General features: G+C 73.7%; 18 protein-coding genes. 4 read left to right on the top strand and 14 right to left on the bottom strand.

Going from position 1 to position 15,393, the window contains the following annotated elements; all coding sequences use genetic code 11:
- The 10 genes from pheT to ABT023_RS06945 all read right to left on the bottom strand — a co-directional run.
- A partial coding sequence (gene pheT, locus ABT023_RS06990) for a phenylalanine--tRNA ligase subunit beta (protein WP_350882531.1) occupies positions 1-1,990 on the bottom strand: 1,990 nt, incomplete at its 3' end.
- A 39-nt stretch (positions 1,991-2,029) separates the two neighbouring features.
- Positions 2,030-3,109 carry a phenylalanine--tRNA ligase subunit alpha gene (gene pheS, locus ABT023_RS06985; RefSeq protein ID WP_350882529.1) on the bottom strand — a complete coding sequence of 360 codons (1,080 nt, stop codon included), beginning with the start codon at positions 3,107-3,109 and terminating at the stop codon, positions 2,030-2,032.
- 249 nt (positions 3,110-3,358) lie between these two features.
- Positions 3,359-4,210, bottom strand: a complete 852-nt coding sequence (locus ABT023_RS06980) for a TrmH family RNA methyltransferase (protein WP_502890606.1) — start codon at positions 4,208-4,210, stop codon at positions 3,359-3,361.
- A 29-nt stretch (positions 4,211-4,239) separates the two neighbouring features.
- Complete coding sequence (rplT, locus tag ABT023_RS06975; RefSeq protein ID WP_350882525.1) at positions 4,240-4,632, bottom strand: 50S ribosomal protein L20; 393 nt, start codon at positions 4,630-4,632, stop codon at positions 4,240-4,242.
- A 33-nt stretch (positions 4,633-4,665) separates the two neighbouring features.
- Positions 4,666-4,860, bottom strand: coding sequence for a 50S ribosomal protein L35 (rpmI, locus tag ABT023_RS06970; RefSeq protein WP_320067918.1), 195 nt, complete (start codon positions 4,858-4,860; stop codon positions 4,666-4,668).
- Between the two features lie 19 nt (positions 4,861-4,879).
- The gene (gene infC / locus ABT023_RS06965; protein WP_350882523.1) at positions 4,880-5,530 is read right to left on the bottom strand and encodes a translation initiation factor IF-3; all 651 of its coding nucleotides are present in this window, start codon (positions 5,528-5,530) and stop codon (positions 4,880-4,882) included.
- Between the two features lie 365 nt (positions 5,531-5,895).
- Entirely contained in the window at positions 5,896-6,357 is a 462-nt protein-coding gene (locus ABT023_RS06960; protein WP_350882520.1) for a PH domain-containing protein, read from the bottom strand.
- Between the two features lie 92 nt (positions 6,358-6,449).
- Positions 6,450-7,544, bottom strand: coding sequence for a DMT family transporter (locus tag ABT023_RS06955; RefSeq protein ID WP_350882518.1), 1,095 nt, complete (start codon positions 7,542-7,544; stop codon positions 6,450-6,452).
- Positions 7,541-8,386, bottom strand: a complete 846-nt coding sequence (gene hisG, locus ABT023_RS06950) for an ATP phosphoribosyltransferase (protein ID WP_350882516.1) — start codon at positions 8,384-8,386, stop codon at positions 7,541-7,543. The genes ABT023_RS06955 and hisG overlap by 4 nt, the downstream gene beginning before the upstream one ends.
- 47 nt (positions 8,387-8,433) lie before the next feature.
- Positions 8,434-8,697: a phosphoribosyl-ATP diphosphatase gene (locus tag ABT023_RS06945; protein WP_036375234.1), complete on the bottom strand. Its 264-nt coding sequence runs from the start codon at positions 8,695-8,697 to the stop codon at positions 8,434-8,436.
- 159 nt (positions 8,698-8,856) lie between these two features.
- On the opposite strand from ABT023_RS06945, the gene ABT023_RS06940 reads away from it, so the two are divergent.
- From ABT023_RS06940 to ABT023_RS06925, 4 genes are all read left to right on the top strand, one after another.
- Positions 8,857-9,732 carry an ABC transporter substrate-binding protein gene (locus tag ABT023_RS06940; protein ID WP_350882513.1) on the top strand — a complete coding sequence of 292 codons (876 nt, stop codon included), beginning with the start codon at positions 8,857-8,859 and terminating at the stop codon, positions 9,730-9,732.
- Complete coding sequence (locus tag ABT023_RS06935; protein ID WP_350882511.1) at positions 9,729-10,574, top strand: amino acid ABC transporter permease; 846 nt, start codon at positions 9,729-9,731, stop codon at positions 10,572-10,574. Before ABT023_RS06940 ends, ABT023_RS06935 begins: the two co-directional genes overlap by 4 nt.
- Before the next feature lies 1 nt (position 10,575).
- Entirely contained in the window at positions 10,576-11,319 is a 744-nt protein-coding gene (locus tag ABT023_RS06930; RefSeq protein ID WP_350882510.1) for an amino acid ABC transporter ATP-binding protein, read from the top strand.
- A gap of 451 nt (positions 11,320-11,770) precedes the next feature.
- On the top strand, positions 11,771-12,019 hold the full coding sequence (locus ABT023_RS06925) for a hypothetical protein (protein WP_350882509.1): 249 nt from the start codon (positions 11,771-11,773) through the stop codon (positions 12,017-12,019).
- Positions 12,020-12,314: 295 nt separating this feature from the next.
- Here the strand turns inward: ABT023_RS06925 and ribH are convergent, their stop codons facing one another.
- Genes ribH through ABT023_RS06905 form a run of 4 tightly spaced genes read right to left on the bottom strand, consistent with a single transcriptional unit; the run spans position 12,315 to position 15,392 of the window.
- On the bottom strand, positions 12,315-12,815 hold the full coding sequence (gene ribH / locus ABT023_RS06920; RefSeq protein WP_350882507.1) for a 6,7-dimethyl-8-ribityllumazine synthase: 501 nt from the start codon (positions 12,813-12,815) through the stop codon (positions 12,315-12,317).
- 2 nt (positions 12,816-12,817) lie between these two features.
- The gene (locus ABT023_RS06915) at positions 12,818-14,083 is read right to left on the bottom strand and encodes a bifunctional 3,4-dihydroxy-2-butanone-4-phosphate synthase/GTP cyclohydrolase II (RefSeq protein ID WP_350882505.1); all 1,266 of its coding nucleotides are present in this window, start codon (positions 14,081-14,083) and stop codon (positions 12,818-12,820) included.
- On the bottom strand, positions 14,080-14,781 hold the full coding sequence (pnuC, locus tag ABT023_RS06910; protein ID WP_350882503.1) for a nicotinamide riboside transporter PnuC: 702 nt from the start codon (positions 14,779-14,781) through the stop codon (positions 14,080-14,082). The genes ABT023_RS06915 and pnuC overlap by 4 nt, the downstream gene beginning before the upstream one ends.
- Positions 14,778-15,392 carry a riboflavin synthase gene (locus ABT023_RS06905; protein ID WP_350882501.1) on the bottom strand — a complete coding sequence of 205 codons (615 nt, stop codon included), beginning with the start codon at positions 15,390-15,392 and terminating at the stop codon, positions 14,778-14,780. The genes pnuC and ABT023_RS06905 overlap by 4 nt, the downstream gene beginning before the upstream one ends.
- Between the last annotated feature and the right edge of the window lies 1 nt (position 15,393).

Below are 15,393 nucleotides of genomic sequence, written 5' to 3'. Positions count from 1 at the left end.
CCGGGCGGCCGGCGCCCCACCAGCCGGCCGGCTCGATGTCACCGGCCAGCGCCACGGCGACGTGCCGGGGCTGGTCGGGCACGACCGCGTCGGCGGCGGCGAACTCGGCGGCGGTGGGCCGCCGGTCCACGCCCATCGCGGGCGGGGCGCCGACGCCGGGGCGCGGGTGGAAGACCGTCCCGATCTCGTAGACGGCGACGTCGCGGTGGCCCCGGCCGAGGTTGCGCTTGAGGATGCCGAGCAGCGGGCCGAGCAGCATGGTGCGCAGCAGCGGCTCCTCCTCCGACAGCGGGTTGGCCACCCGCACCGCCGGACGGCGCGGGTCGTCGGCGGGCAGTCCGAGCAGGTCGGCCAGCTCACCGGCGACGAACGGGTGGGCCAGCACCTCGACGTACCCGCGCTCGGCGAGCGAGCGGGCCACGGCCCGGCGGCGGCGCTGCTGCCAGGTCAGCCCCCGGCCGGGCGGCGCGGTGGGCAGCACCGACGGGACCCGGTCGTACCCGTCGAGGCGGACCACCTCCTCGACCAGGTCGGCGGGGTCGGTGAGGTCCGGACGCCAGGTCGGCGGGACGACGGTGAGCACGTCGGCGCCCCCGGCGGCCGGGACCCCGGCTGCGCCCGGGTCCTCGCCCAGCCGGTCGACGCCCCGGGTGACGCGGCAGCCGACCTGCTCCAGCAGGGACACCACCCGCTCCGGGGAGTAGGCGACCCCGACCCGCCGGCTCGGCAGGTCCGCCGGCAGGGTGACCGGGGTACGCGGCCGGACGTGGTCCAGGTCGAGGATCTCCGCCCCGGGGGTGCCGCCGGCGTGCTCGGTGAGCAGCCGTACCGCCCGCTCGACGGCGACCAGCGCCAGGGCCGGGTCGACGCCCCGCTCCCAGCGCTTCGCCGCCTCGCTGAACAGCTTGTGCCGGCGGGCGGTGCGCCCGACCATCACCGGGTCCCAGTGCGCGGCCTCGAACAGCACGTCGGTGGTGGAGGCGAGGACCTCGCTGGTCTCGCCGCCCATCACCGCGGCGAGCGAGATGGGCCCGCTGTCGTCGCAGATCACCATGTCCTCGGCGGTCAGGATGCGGGCCACCCCGTCCAGGGTGGTCAGCTTCTCCCCCGCCCCGGCCCGGCGCACCACCAGCGGCCCGGAGATCCGGTCGGCGTCGAAGGCGTGCATCGGCTGGCCCAGTTCGAGCATCACGTAGTTGGTGACGTCGACCGGCAGCGAGATGCTGCGCACGCCGGCCACGGTGAGCCGCTGTCGCATCCAGCCCGGGGTCGACGCGGTCGGGTCGATCCCGCGCACCATCCGGGCGGTGAACCGGTCGCAGCCGACGGTGTCGCGCACCTCGACCGGGTACGCCGGCTCGACCGTCCCGGCCGGGGCGGGCGCCAGGCCCGGGTCGCGGAACGGCACCCCGAGGGCGTGCGCCAGCTCCCGGGCGATGCCGCGGACGCTCAGGGCGTACCCCCGGTCCGGGGTGATCTCCACCTCGACGACCACGTCGTCGAGCCCGACCACCGGGCGGGCGTCGTCGCCGGGCAGCGCCTTGACGTCCCCGGGCAGCACGATGATGCCCGAGTGGTCGTCGCCCAGGCCCAGCTCCTTGGCGGAGCAGATCATGCCGTGGGAGTTGCGCCCGTACGTCTTGCGCGCGCCGATGGCGAAGCCGCCGGGCAGCACGCCGCCGGGAAGGATCACCACCACCCGGTCGCCGGGGGCGAAGTTACGCGCCCCGCACACGATCTCCTGCGGCTCACCGGTGCCGTTGGCCGCGCCGACATCGACGCGGCAGAACCGGATCGGCTTCTTGAAGCCGGTGAGCTCCTCGATCTCCAGGACCTCGCCGACGACCAGTGCGCCGGTGACCGTGGCCCTCAGGTCCACGATCGACTCGACCTCGATGCCGAGGTCGACCAGCGCCTGCTCCAGGTCCTCGGCGGGCAGGTCGGTCGGGAGGTCGACGCACTCCCGCAGCCAGCTGACAGAGACTCGCATGACTCAGATCACCGTTTCCGTTACTCGTGCCCGCACCGTCTACGCCCCGGCCCCGAACGCGCGGGTGAACCGCACGTCGCCCTCGGCCATGTCCCGCATGTCGCTGACCCCGTGGCGGAACATCACGGTCCGGTCGATGCCCATACCGAAGGCGAATCCGGAGTAGGCCTCCGGGTCGATCCCGCAGGCGCGCAGCACCCGGGGGTTGACCATGCCGCAGCCGCCCCACTCGACCCAGCGCGGCCCGTCGCGGTGCTCCGGGAACCACACGTCGAACTCGGCGGACGGCTCGGTGAACGGGAAGTAGTGCGGCCGCCAACGGGTCTTCGCGCCCTCGCCGAACATGGCCCGGGCGAAGTGGTCGAGGGTGCCGCGCAGGTGCGCCATGGTGATCCCCTTGTCCACCACCAGGCCCTCGACCTGGTGGAACACGGGGGCGTGGGTGGCGTCCAGCTCGTCGGTGCGGTACACCCGGCCGGGCACCACCACGTAGATCGGCGGCTTACGGGTCAGCATGGTGCGCGCCTGCACCGGTGAGGTGTGGGTACGCAGCACCAACCCGGAGCTCTCCGCGCCCGGCGGCGGTGCGATGTGGAAGGTGTCCATCAGACCGCGCGCCGGGTGGTCGGCGGGGATGTTGAGGGCGTCGAAGTTGGTCCACTCCAGCTCGACCTCGGGCCCCTCGGCCACCTCGTAGCCCATCCCGACGAACAGGTCGCTGATCTGCTCCATCAGCGTGCTCAGCGGGTGCCGGGCGCCGCGCGGCCGGCGGTCGTAGGGCAGCGTGACGTCGACCCGCTCGGTGACCAGCACCCGCTCGGCCTGCTCGCGTTCGAGGACCTCGGCGCGGGCGACGTAGGCGGCCTCGACCGCCCGGCGGGCCTCGTTGACCCGCTTGCCGGCGTCGGACTTCGCGGCCGGTGGCAGCGCGCCGATCTCCCGGCGGGCCAGCGAGACCGGGGACCGGTCACCGAGGTGCGCGGGACGCAGCGCGGTCAGCGCGTCCGGGTCGGCGGCGGCGGCGAACGCCTGCTCGGCGTCGGCCACGGCCCCGGCCAGGGCGTCCGGGGCGAGCAGGGCGACCTGCTTCGGGTCGTACGGATCGTTGCGATAGGTCATGGCGTACGGGCACTCCCTCACGGCGGCACCGGCCCTGCACGGGCGGCGAAGCGAGTCTACGGACGCGCGGCTGTGCCGCAGCCCGCCGGTGGGAGGTCGCGCAGGGGGAAGGGTCAGGCCCGCCGCCCGCCGACACCGGCGGGCTGGCTAAACGAACGCCGTGGCGCGTTCATCATGTGGACGACTCCCCTGTGGTGGTACCGCGCCGCCGGCCGGGCACCCGACACCGGGTGCGGACGCGCTCGGGCGTCAGCGCAGTGCTCTCGCTGAAGCGTACAGGCACACGGCGGCAGCCGCAGCCAGGTTCAGGCTCTCGGCGCGCCCGTGCAGCGGCACCCGCACCCGGGCGTCGGCGGCGGCGGCCAGCTCCTCGGGCAGCCCGTGCGCCTCCGAGCCGAACAACCAGGCGGTCGGGGCGGCCAGCCGGCCGGCGTCGGCGAGGTCGTCGAGGTCGCTGTCGCCGTACCCGGTCGTGGCGAGGATCGAGAGCCCGGCGGCGTGCAGCGCGGCGACCACGGCGAGGGGGTCGGGCGCGCGGACCACGTCGACGTGGAAGAGGCTGCCGGCCGAGGCCCGCACGCACTTGCCGTTGTACGGGTCGACCGCGTCGCCGGCGAAGACCACGGCACCGGCCCCGGCGGCGTCGGCGGTGCGCAGCACGGTGCCGGCGTTGCCCGGGTCGCGGATCTCGGCGAGCACCGCGACGAGGCGGGGGCCGGCGGCGAGCGCGTCGTCCAGCGACACGTCCAGGTGCCGGCAGACGGCGACCAGGCCCTGCGGGGCGACGGTCTCGGCGAGCGCGGCGAGGGCGTCGTCGGTGACCTCGGAGACCGGCACGTCGGCGTGGGCGGCGCGGCCGGCCAGGTCGGCGTACCGGTCGAGGGCTCCCGTGGTGCCGAACAGCTCGACGACTGTGCCGGGGCGGGCGAGGGCCTCCCGGACGGCCTGCGGCCCCTCGGCGAGGAACCGGCCGGCGGCGTCGCGGTCGCGGCGCCGGTGCAGCCGGCGGGCGGCGACGACCCTGGGGGTACGTGGGGTGAAGGGCATGGTGTCCGGCTCCGGAGCGCGACCGAGGCGCCCGCCGTGCGTCGTGGACGACACGGGGGGCGCCTCGGCCGGGTGCTGGCGGATCAGGCGGCCTGGGCCGCCGCGCCACCGGTGCCCTCGGCCGCCACGGCGACGCGGGCGATCTCGACGATCGCGGCGAACGCGGTGGCGTCGTTGACGGCCATGTCGGCCAGGATCTTCCGGTCGACCTCGACGCCGGCCAGGCGCAGGCCCTGGATCAGCCGGTTGTAGGTCATCCCGTTGGCGCGGGCACCCGCGTTGATCCGGGTGATCCACAGCTGCCGGAAGTCGCCCTTGCGGTCGCGACGGTCCCGGTAGGCGTACTGCATCGAGTGCAGCACCTGCTCCTTGGCCTTGCGGTACAGCCGGGAGCGCTGACCGCGGTAGCCACTCGCGGACTCCAGCAGGGTACGACGCTTCTTCTGGGCGTTCACAGCCCGCTTGACGCGTGCCATCTCAACTCCTTATTCGTGTTCAGGTGGCGCGCGTCAGCGGCCGAGCAGCTTCTTGATGCGCTTGACGTCGGCCTTGGCCACCTCGACGGTGCCGGTCAGCCGACGGGTCCGGGTGGAGGCCTTCTTCTCCAGGAGGTGGCGCTTGCCGGCCTGCTCGGTGACGAGCTTGCCCCGGCCGGTCACCTTGACCCGCTTGCCCATGCCCGTGTGGCTCTTCATCTTCGGCATTGAAACGTCTTCTCCCCTGTTACGAGCCGCTGTTGTCGGCGACTGCGCCGGTCTCACCGGCTGGTGCGGTCTCGCTGACTGCCGCGGTCTCACCGGCTGCCGGAGCGGCGGACTCGTCCGCGGCCCGGTCCCGGGGTGCACCGCGGGACGCCGTCGCGGCGACCGCGGAGGCCTTGACGGCCCGGTGCGGAGCGAGAACCATGATCATGTTTCGACCGTCCTGCTTCGGAGCGGCCTCGACGTATCCCAGCTCCGTGATCTCGGACTCGAGCCGGCGCAGGAGCCGGTAGCCCAGCTCCGGGCGGCTCTGCTCGCGACCGCGGAACATGATCGTCACCTTGACCTTGTCGCCGGCCTTGAGGAACCGCACCACGTGACCCTTCTTGGTCTCGTAGTCGTGCGGGTCGATCTTCGGCCGGAGCTTCATCTCCTTGATGACGGTCTGCTGCTGGTTACGCCGCGCTTCGCGCGCCTTGAGTGCGCTCTCGTACTTGAACTTGCCGAAGTCCATGAGCTTGCACACCGGCGGGCGCGCCATCGGCGCAACCTCGACCAGGTCCAGGTCGACGTCCGCGGCCAGCTGAAGGGCGCGCTCCAGCGGGACGATGCCCACCTGCTCACCCTCGGGGCCGACCAGTCGGACCTCACGTGCCCGGATCTGCTCGTTCACGCGTGGTTCGACGCTGATGGGGCCTCCTCGAGTCGAGTCTCCTGCGTGGCCGACTCCGCGGCCCCCATGGTGGGGGCCGATCCGGAAAGCAGAAGGCCCCGGCATATGCCAGGGCCCGCTCGACCGGTCGGCACGATCACATGATCGCGCATCCGGGCCCGGGGCGTGCCCGAAACCGGTGACCGGACCCGGCCACCGACTGGGGTGACTCGGGTGGGAGCAGGCGCTCCGCTTCAAAGACCACCCGCACGTGGGACACGGGGGCAGTCTGGTCGACTCAGCAAGACTACACCCCCAACCGATCCGATCCCAAACCGGGCGCGCGGATCGGCCGCCCCGCGCCCGGGGGCCCTGACCTGGACGGCTCAGCGGGCGGCGAGGGCCGCGAGGTGGGCCTCGTGCAGCCGGCGCAGGGCGCGGACCCCCTCGACCGCCAACTCCTTGTCGGCCGCCTGGAGGGCCACCATCGGCAGCAGGTCGTCGTCGTGCAGCTCCAGGCTCGCCCACGGCGCGCCCCGGTCGAAGCGCACCCCCCGGACGACCTCCCAGGGCAGCTCGTGCGAGCCGATGACGTTGCGCACCCGCACGCCGCGCGCGTCCGCCTCCACCCGGGGCCGGGTGAACAGCAGAATGCCGAGCGCGGCGAAGACGCCCAGGCCGATCATGGCGAGCTGGTCCCCGCGCTGGAAGCTGCCGTAGCCATTGCCGGTCCCGCCGGTCAGTGAGGTGGCCACCAGGCTGAACACCACCAGCAGGACGGCGGCCGACACCCAGCACACCAGCCGGATCCGGCGGGGCCGCAGGGTAACCGGTTCGGTATCGCTCACCCCACCAGTCTGCCATCCGGCCCCGCCGGCCCACCCACCGCCACACGCGACCACCGGCCCGCGCCTGCGGCCCGTTTCAGCGGGTCAGCGGATCAGCGGGACTCAGGAGGTAACCCCCGGTGGTCGGCAGGCCCAGCGCGCCGACGATCCACGGCGTCGGAACGGCCCTGGCCCCGGGAGTCCTCAGGGCGCGCCGAGGCCACTGGGCCCGCCGGGGCTGCCGGGTCTGCCGGGTCTGCCGGGGCCGTCCGGGACCGGGGGACAACCGGACCGGCCGGAGTCGGTGGGCGGGTGCCACGGCCGGCGACCACCACCGCCAGCAGGGTGAGCAGTGCGCCGACCAGCACCGGCCACCGGAGCCCCGCCCCGCCGGGCAGCGCGACGTCCAGCAGCAGGGCGCCGCCGAGCTGGCCGGCGACCAGGGCCAGCCCGGTGCGCAGCACCCCAACCGCCCGGACCCCGATCATCAGGGCCAGCACGATGCCGACGCCGAGCAGGCCGCCGAGATACAGGTACCAGTCGCCCGGCCAGGTCGGCTCGGGGCCGGTGAAGACCCCGGCGAGCGCGGCCACCGCCACGATGACCACGGTGCCCACGACGAAGTTGATCGCGATGCCGGCCGTGGTGGTGCCGGCGGCGGCGACCCGGCCGTTGAGCGCGGACTGGAGGGCGATGGCCGCCCCGCCCACGACGGCGAGCAGGACCCCGCCGACGGCGACGCCACCGACGGGCCGGCCGAGCTGGGCCAGGGCGACTGCGAGGACGCCGAGCAGCGCCCCGATGACCCGGGGGCCGGTCAGCCGCAGCCGCCCGAGCGGGGCCAGCCCGGCCCGGTCCGCCGCGAGCCCGCCGAGGCTGCCCCCGGCCACCTGGGCGATGGTGAAGACCGCGATCCCGAGCACCGGGACGACGTACGTGGCGACCGTCACGATCACCGCCCCGCCCAGCCCGCCGAGGTACGCCCACCACGGCAGCCGGGACCGCCGCAGCGCGTCGAACCCGGCCCGGGTCGACGGCAGGCCGAGCAGGCCGAGGACCACCAGGCACCCGCCGAGGTTGTTGACCAGCGCGCCGAGCACCGGATCGCCGGCCCGCGCCCCCAGCGTCGCGTTGCCCGCCCCCTGCGCCGCGGAGGCCGCCCCGCCGAGCACCACCAGGGCGAGGGCGAGCGCCGGGGGCGTCCTCACAGCCGGCAGGCGTGGATGTTGGTGACCAGGATGGCGCGGGCGCCCAGCTCGTACAGCTCGTCCATGATCCGGTGCACGTCGTCGCTGCGCACCATCGCCTGCACCGCGACCCAGCCCTCGCGGTGCAGCGGCGAGACGGTGGGCGACTCGATGCCGGGGGTGAGCGAGCTGGCCCGCTCGAGCAGCCCGGCCGGCACGTCGTACGCGAGCATCACGTAGCGCCGGGCCACCAGCACCCCGTGCAGCCGGCGCAGGAGCTGCGCCTCCTGGGTGTGCTCGGGGGCCTGCGCCCGACGGACCAGCACCGCCGAGGAGACCAGCAGCGGGTCGCCGACGATCGCCAGGCCGGCCTGGCGCAGGGTCGCCCCGGTGGAGACCACGTCGGCCACCACGTCGGCCACGCCGAGGCGGACGGCGTTCTCCACCGCGCCGTCGAGCCGGATCACGTCGGCGGTCAGCCCGTGGTCGTCGAGGTAGCGGCGGACCACCCCCGGGTACGCGGTGGCGATCCGGTGCCCGCCCAGCTCCTTCGGCGAGGCGATGGTGTCGGGGCGGGCGGCGAACCGGAAGGTTGCCCCGCCGAAGGCGAGGTCCACCACCTCCTCGGCCGGGGCGCCGGAGTCGACCAGCAGGTCCCGGCCGGTGATGCCGAGGTCCAGGTCGCCGGAGCCGACGTAGGTGGCGATGTCGCGGGGGCGCAGGTAGAAGAACTCGACGTCGTTGGCCTCGTCCCGGCAGACCAGGTCCTTGGGGTCGCGGCGCTGCCGGTAACCGGCCTCGCGCAGCATCCCCGCGGCCGGCTCGGCCAGGGTGCCCTTGTTCGGAATGGCGACACGCAGCATTGCGGAGTGCTCCCTCGATCGGTGGAGAAGATCAGCGGACGGGGCACTCACAGATGTCGGTAGACGTCCTTGAGTTCGAGACCGGTGGCCAGCATCAGCACCTGCGCCTGGTAGAGCAGCTGGGAGATCTCCTCGGCCGCCCGCTCCGGGCCCTCGTGCTCGGCGGCCATCCACGACTCGGCCGCCTCCTCGACGACCTTCTTGCCGATGAAGTGCACCCCCTTCTCCAGCGCGGCCACCGTGCCCGAGCCGGGGGTGCCGGCGGCGGCCTTGGCCTGCAGCTCGGCGAACAACTCCTCGAACGTCTTCACGGGGTGCGATTCTTCCAGCACCGGCCCGCCAAGGCGCACGGCGGGTCCCAGCCGGTGCGGCGGCCGGCCCGGCGGCGGCGGGACGACCGGCCGGAATTCCCTACCGGAACGGTGGGACAACCCTGCACGACGCCCGTCCACGGCTCTACGCTGTCCGCCATGCCCAGCAGCCCCCGCGCCCTCGCGCTCACCGCCGCCGGCACCGTCCTCGTCGCGGTCGCCGCCTGCGCGCCCCAGGACGACGCCCCCACCGCCACCGCCACCCCCGCCGCCACCGCCGGTCCGGCCTGCACCAGGGACAACCTGCCGACCCGCACGCCGGGCAAGCTCACCGTGGCCACCGACGAGCCGGCGTACGAGCCGTGGTTCACCGGCAACAAGCCGGACAACGGCGAGGGCTTCGAGGCCGCCGTGGCGTACGCCGTGGCGGAGAAGCTCGGGTACGCCAAGGCCGACGTCACCTGGACCCGGGTGAAGTTCGACACCGCCATCGCGCCCGGCCCGAAGGAGTTCGACTTCGACATCAACCAGTTCTCCATCACCGAGGAGCGCAAGAAGGCGGTGGACTTCTCCGGCCCGTACCACCTGGTCCGGCAGGCCGTGATCGCCCGGAAGTCCGCGCGGATCGCCGGGACGAAGACCCTGGCCGACCTGCGCGGCGCGAAGCTCGGCGCCCAGGTCGGCACCACCAGCTACCAGGCGATCACCCAGGTCATCCGGCCGACGGCCGAGCCGCAGGTCTACAACAGCAACGACGACGCCAAGAAGGCCCTGCAGAACGGGCAGATCGACGGCCTCGTGGTGGACCTGCCGACCGCCTTCTACATCACCGGCGCGGAACTCACCGACACGAAGATCGTCGGACAGCTTCCCCAGGTCGGCACTCCCGAGGCGTTCGGGCTGCTGCTGGACCGCGGCTCCCCGCTCACCCCCTGCGTCAGCGGGGCGGTCGGCCAGCTCACCGCCGACGGCACGCTCAAGCGGTTGGAGCAGAAGTGGCTGGCCCAGGTCGCGGGGGCGGCCGAGCTCACGTGACCCTGGCACCCCACCTTCCCTCGCAGGCGCAGCGGCGGCGGGCCGCGTACCGCCGTCGGCAGACCGTCACCAGCGTGCTGGTCGCCGCCGCGTCCACGGCGGCGCTCGGCACGCTGCTGGTCGTCGCCGTGACCGGCGCGCCCGGCTGGGACCGGGTCCGGGAGTCGTTCGCCGACCCGGCGATCGCCCGGGACGCGCTGCCGGCGGTGCTCACCGGCCTGTGGCTCAACATCCGGCTGCTGGTCTGCTGCGCGGCCGGCGCGCTGCTGCTCGGGCTGCTCGTCGCGCTCCTGCGCACGCTGCGCGGCCCGGTCTTCTTCCCGGTCCGGGCCCTCGCCGCCGGGTACACGTACACCTTCCGGGGCCTGCCGCTGATCATCGTGCTGTACGTGCTCACCCTCGGCGTGCCCGGCCTGCGGCTGGCGGGGATGCCGCCGGTGCTGGTGCTCGGCGGGCTGGCGCTGGTGCTCACCTACGGCGGGTACCTGGCCGAGGTGTTCCGGGCCGGCATCGAGTCGGTCCATCCCAGCCAGCTCGCCGCGGCCCGCTCGCTCGGGCTGACCTACCGGCAGACCATGCGGCACGTGGTGCTGCCGCAGGCCGTCCGGCGGGTGGCCCCGCCGCTGCTCAACGACGTGGTGGCGATGCAGAAGGACGTCGGGCTGGTCTCCCTCGCCGGGCCGATCGACGCGGTCCGCGCCGCGCAGATCGCCACCGCCGAGACCTTCAACTACACCCCCTACATCGTGGCCGGGGCGCTGTTCGTGCTGCTGGCGATCCCGCTGATCGCCGTCACCGACTGGGTGACGCTGCGCGCGGCCCGGCGCCAGGCGGGAGGCTGACATGCCCGTGCTGACCTGCCGGGGCCTGCGCAAGTCCTTCGGCGGACACGTCGTGCTCGACGGGCTCGACCTGGCCGTCGACGAGCACCGGGTGGTGGCGCTGATCGGGGCGTCGGGGTCGGGCAAGTCGACCCTGCTGCGCTGCGTCAACCTGCTGGAGGAGCTGGACGACGGCACCATCGAGCTGGACGGGGAGGACATCTCCGACCCCCGCACCGACCCGGATCGGGTGCGCCGGCGGATCGGGATGGTCTTCCAGTCGTACAACCTGTTCCCGCACCTGAGCGTGCTGGACAACATCACCCTCGCCCCGGTCCGGGTGCACCGGCGGGCCCGGGCCGAGGCGCAGGCGCAGGCCCGGGAGCTGCTCGACCGGGTCGGGCTGGGGGCGAAGGCGGACGCCTACCCCGACCGGCTCTCCGGCGGGCAGCAGCAGCGGGTGGCGATCGTCCGGGCCCTGGCCAACTCGCCCCGGCTGATGCTGCTCGACGAGGTCACCTCGGCGCTGGACCCGGAGCTGGTCGGCGAGGTGCTGGCCCTGATCCGCGACCTCAAGGCCGACGGGATGACGATGGTGCTGGCCACCCACGAGATGGGCTTCGCCCGGGAGGTGGCCGACCAGGTGTGCTTCCTCGACGGCGGCCGGGTGATCGAAACCGGGCCACCGGAACGGGTGCTGGGCGAGCCGACCGAGCCCCGCACCCGCCAGTTCCTGCACCGCATCATCGCCGCCGGCCGACTCTGAGACTGAAGGGCGAGCCCTATGGCAACGGACCGAGCGCAGTAAGGTGAGCCAAGCGGCTACAGCAGCACGGTTACCCGGTCGGGTTCATACCGCGCGACGCTCGGCGCGTAGCAGCCGCGCCACGTGCTGTACGAGTCTCCTGGGGACGTCCAGGATGGCCCGATAGGCAATCACGTGGGGTCCTTCCTGGCAGATCAGATTCCGTCGCAGGAACCTGTCTGCCGGGGGCCCCACGCCCTGTCTCTGCACCATCCGTTATGAACGCGTTGCCCGGGTCATCCCGAACTGAGCCCGGATGGCTGTTGAGATCACCGCACTCCACCCGCGGCCGCACCGCTTCTCTTGTGCACCCCCATGCACGCGTGTATATATGAGGATCGATACTGATTCCGGAACCGTGCGCATTCGGTACACGGGCGCGGTCTCGGAACCGACGAAGGAAAGGAATGTCGTGACCGAGATTGGGAAATTAGGCGCACGTCTGGGCATTTTCAGTGCGGTTGTCGCCGGCACCGTGTCGCTGATGACGGCGACCCCCGCAAGCGCCGCCCCGGTGAACGGCGGGTGGTTCACCACCAGCACCGCCTGCTACCAGGCCGGCAGCAATGCAGTCGACCGGCCGGGCTCGCGTTACTCCGACTATTCGTGCACCTATTCCGCCAGCCACAACCCGCACTGGCACCTGGTCCTCTACACGTGATGTCCACCGCGGCACGTAGAGACCCCCGGAGATTTGCCGAGTGGTGATGTTGGGTTCGCCGAACTCGGTGTAGGTCTCAACGTGACGTAGACGCCTGCGCTCGTAGGTCCACGTGCCGGAGAGGCCGGCTCCTTCGGGTGTGACTCCCGGAGCCGGCCGCCGCCGTACGTGCCGCACTCCACACCGGCGAGCGCCGGGGCGCCCTCCACACCGGCCAACTCCGGGCCGGGTTCCGCGCCGGTCGGCTCCGGGGCCGGGACCGGTCAACGACGGGGCGGTGGACCGGCGGGACCGGTCAGCGGCCGAAGCCGAGCCGCTGCCCGGTGGCGGCGTCCAGGCCGCGTACGGCCAGCGCGGCGTCCAGCGCGGCCACCGTGGCCGACCAGCCCTTGTCCTCCGCCGAGCCGGGCAGCCCGGCCCGGTCCCGGGCCTGATCGAGGCTGTCCACCGTGAGCACCCCGTGCGCGACCGGCTTGCCCTCGTCGAGGGCGACCCGGGTCAGCCCGTCGGTGACCGAGCGGCAGACGTAGTCGAAGTGGGCGGTGGCGCCGCGCACCACCACGCCGAGGGCGACCACCACGTCGAAGCGGCGGGCCATCGCCTGGGCGACCACCGGCAGCTCCACCGAGCCGGCGACCCGGGCCACCACGGCGCGCGCGCCGCACGCCTCGGCGGCAGCCACCGCCCGATCGGCCATGTGGTCGGTCAGCTCACCGTGCCAGCGCGCGGCGACGATGCCGACCGTCATCCCGGCGGCGTCCACCGCCGTCACCCCGGGCTCACCGAATCCCGCCATCACTACGCTCCGATCTCGTCGCCGGCGACCGGACGGCCCATCGGGGCCTCGGTCACCTCGTCCAACTCGTCCAACAGGTGGCCCATCCGGTCGCGCTTCGTGCGCAGGTAGCGGACGTTCTCCGGCTGCGGCTGCACCGGCAGTCCCTCCCGGCCGGTGACGGTCAGGCCGTACCCCTCCAGCCCGGCCCGCTTGGCCGGGTTGTTGGTCAGCAGCCGCATCGAGCGCACGCCCAGGTCGTAGAGGATCTGCGCGCCCGTGCCGTAGTCCCGGGCGTCCGCCGGCAGCCCCAGGTCGAGGTTCGCGTCCACGGTGTCGCGGCCCAGGTCCTGCAACTGGTACGCCTGGAGCTTGTGCAGCAGGCCGATCCCGCGCCCCTCGTGCCCGCGCACGTAGAGCACCACCCCGCGGCCCTCCCGGGCGACCCGCGCCAGCGCGGCCTGCAACTGCGGGCCGCAGTCGCAGCGCAGCGAGCCGAACACGTCGCCGGTGAGGCACTCCGAGTGCACCCGGACCAGCACGTCCTCCCCGTCACCGAGCTCCCCGAAGACGAGGGCGACGTGCTCGGCCGGGTCGTGCTCGGCGCGGTAACCCAGCGCCCGGAACACCCCGTACGGGGTGGGCATCCGGGCCACCGCCACCTGCTCCACCTGCTTCTCGGTGCGCCGCCGGTGGGCCACCAGGTCGGCGATGGTCACCAGGGTCAGGCCGTGCTCGGCGCAGAACTTCTCCAGATCGGGCACCCGCATCATGGTGCCGTCGTCGTTGACCAGCTCGCAGAGCACGCCGGCGGGACGCAGCCCGGCCAGCCGGGTCAGGTCGATCGCCGCCTCGGTGTGCCCGGCCCGGCGCAGCACCCCGCCCTCGCGGGCCCGCAGGGGCACCACGTGCCCGGGCCGGGCCAGGTCGGTCGGGTCGGTGGACGCGGCGGCGAGCAGCCGGATGGTGTGCGCCCGGTCGGCCGCCGAGATGCCCGTGCTGATGCCCTCCCGGGCGTCCACGGTCACGGTGTACGCGGTGCCCCGCCGGTCCTGGTTGGTGTGGTGCATCGGCGGCAGGTCCAGCCGGTCGCACTCGCCCTCGGTCAGCGGCACGCAGATGTAGCCCGAGGTGTAGCGGACCATGAACGCGACCAGCTCCGGGGTGGCCAGCTCGGCCGCGAAGATCAGGTCGCCCTCGTTCTCCCGGTCCGCGTCGTCGACCACGACGACGGGCCGGCCGGCGGCGATGTCCGCCACCGCCTGCTCGATGCTGGCGAAAGTGCTCATGCGACGGCCTCCGAGTAGCTGGACGGGAGCGGGACGCGGGCCGGGCGGACGGCGCGTGAGGCACGCCACCAGGCGGCGAGGCCCCAGGCGCAGAAGGCGCCGTAGACGAGGTACATGACGGCGGACGGGTAGAACCCGCCGCGCAGCAGCAGCGGCACGCCGACGGCGTCCACCGCGATCCAGATCAGCCAGAACTCCACCCAGCCGCGGGCCATGCCGTAGGTGGCCAGCAGGCTGCCGGTCAGGATCCAGGCGTCGGGCAGCGGCCCCCAGGAGCCGAGCGCGGCCAGCACCGGGTACGCGACGGCGGTGCCTACGGCGGCGGCCACCAGCAGGCCCAGCCGCTCCCGGCCGGTGGCCCGGCGCGGCACGACCGCAGCCTGGTCGCCGTCGGCGCCGAGGCGGCGGTTGCGCGACCAGCGCCACCAGCCGTAGAGGCTGACGGCGAAGAAGAACACCTGCCGGCCGGCCTGGCCGTAGAGGTCGTGCGCCTGCGGGGTGACGAACACCCCACCGAGGAACACGGTCAGCAGCAGCGCGTTGCCGACCATGCCGACCGGCCAGGCCCAGACCACGCGGCGCAGGCCGAGCAGCGCCGAGGCCAGGCCGAAGACGTTGCCGACGATCTCCCGCACCAGCACCGGCGAGCCGGCGACGTGCAGCTGGGCGTCGAGCAGCCAGCCGAGCGGCTCCGTCACTGCCGGCCCCCGCCGGCGACCCGGTCGCCGAGCAACCGCTCGACGTACTTGGCCAGCACGTCCACCTCCAGGTTGACCGGATCACCGACCTCCCGGGCGCCGAGCGTGGTCAGCTTGAGGGTGGTGGGGATCAGCCCGACGGCGAACCAGTCCGGCCCGACGTCGGCCACGGTCAGCGACACCCCGTCGACGGTGATCGAGCCCTTCTCGACCACGTACCGGGCGAGGGCGGCGGGCAGGCGGAAGCGGACCGTCTCCCACTGCTCGGCCGGCTCCCGGGACAGCACCTCGCCGACCCCGTCGACGTGGCCCTGCACGATGTGCCCGCCGAGCCGGCTGTTCAGCGCGGCGGCGCGTTCCAGGTTGACCGGGGCGCCGGGGCCCAGCCCGCCGAGGGCGGAGCGGCGCAGCGTCTCCCCCATCACGTCGGCGGTGAAGACGCCGGCGCCGACGTCGACCACGGTGAGACAGACTCCGTTGACCGCGATGGAGTCGCCGTGCCTCGCGTCGGCGGTGACCAGCGGGCCGCGAACGGCGACCAGCGCCGAGTCGCCCCCGGTCTCGGTCACTGCGACGACCTCGCCCAGCTCCTCGATGATGCCGGTGAACATG

This window comes from Micromonospora sp. NPDC002296 (assembly GCF_040296145.1).
In the GTDB taxonomy this organism is placed as follows: domain Bacteria; phylum Actinomycetota; class Actinomycetes; order Mycobacteriales; family Micromonosporaceae; genus Micromonospora.
Note: the sequence above shows the minus strand (reverse complement) of the source record. Positions and strands in the feature narration are given on the sequence as shown.

What these genes read in the sequence shown, in the direction of transcription:
- pheS (WP_350882529.1), bottom strand. Translation starts at nt 3,109, where the DNA reads ATGACCTATCGCAACGATCCGTACGACCCGAAGCAGGTCGCCCTGCTC.
- rplT (WP_350882525.1), bottom strand. Translation starts at nt 4,632, where the DNA reads ATGGCACGCGTCAAGCGGGCTGTGAACGCCCAGAAGAAGCGTCGTACC.
- rpmI (WP_320067918.1), bottom strand. Translation starts at nt 4,860, where the DNA reads ATGCCGAAGATGAAGAGCCACACGGGCATGGGCAAGCGGGTCAAGGTG.
- hisG (WP_350882516.1), bottom strand. Translation starts at nt 8,386, where the DNA reads ATGCTGCGTGTCGCCATTCCGAACAAGGGCACCCTGGCCGAGCCGGCC.
- ABT023_RS06940 (WP_350882513.1), top strand. Translation starts at nt 8,857, where the DNA reads ATGCCCAGCAGCCCCCGCGCCCTCGCGCTCACCGCCGCCGGCACCGTC.
- ABT023_RS06930 (WP_350882510.1), top strand. Translation starts at nt 10,576, where the DNA reads ATGCCCGTGCTGACCTGCCGGGGCCTGCGCAAGTCCTTCGGCGGACAC.
- ribH (WP_350882507.1), bottom strand. Translation starts at nt 12,815, where the DNA reads ATGGCGGGATTCGGTGAGCCCGGGGTGACGGCGGTGGACGCCGCCGGG.
- ABT023_RS06915 (WP_350882505.1), bottom strand. Translation starts at nt 14,083, where the DNA reads ATGAGCACTTTCGCCAGCATCGAGCAGGCGGTGGCGGACATCGCCGCC.
- ABT023_RS06905 (WP_350882501.1), bottom strand. Translation starts at nt 15,392, where the DNA reads ATGTTCACCGGCATCATCGAGGAGCTGGGCGAGGTCGTCGCAGTGACC.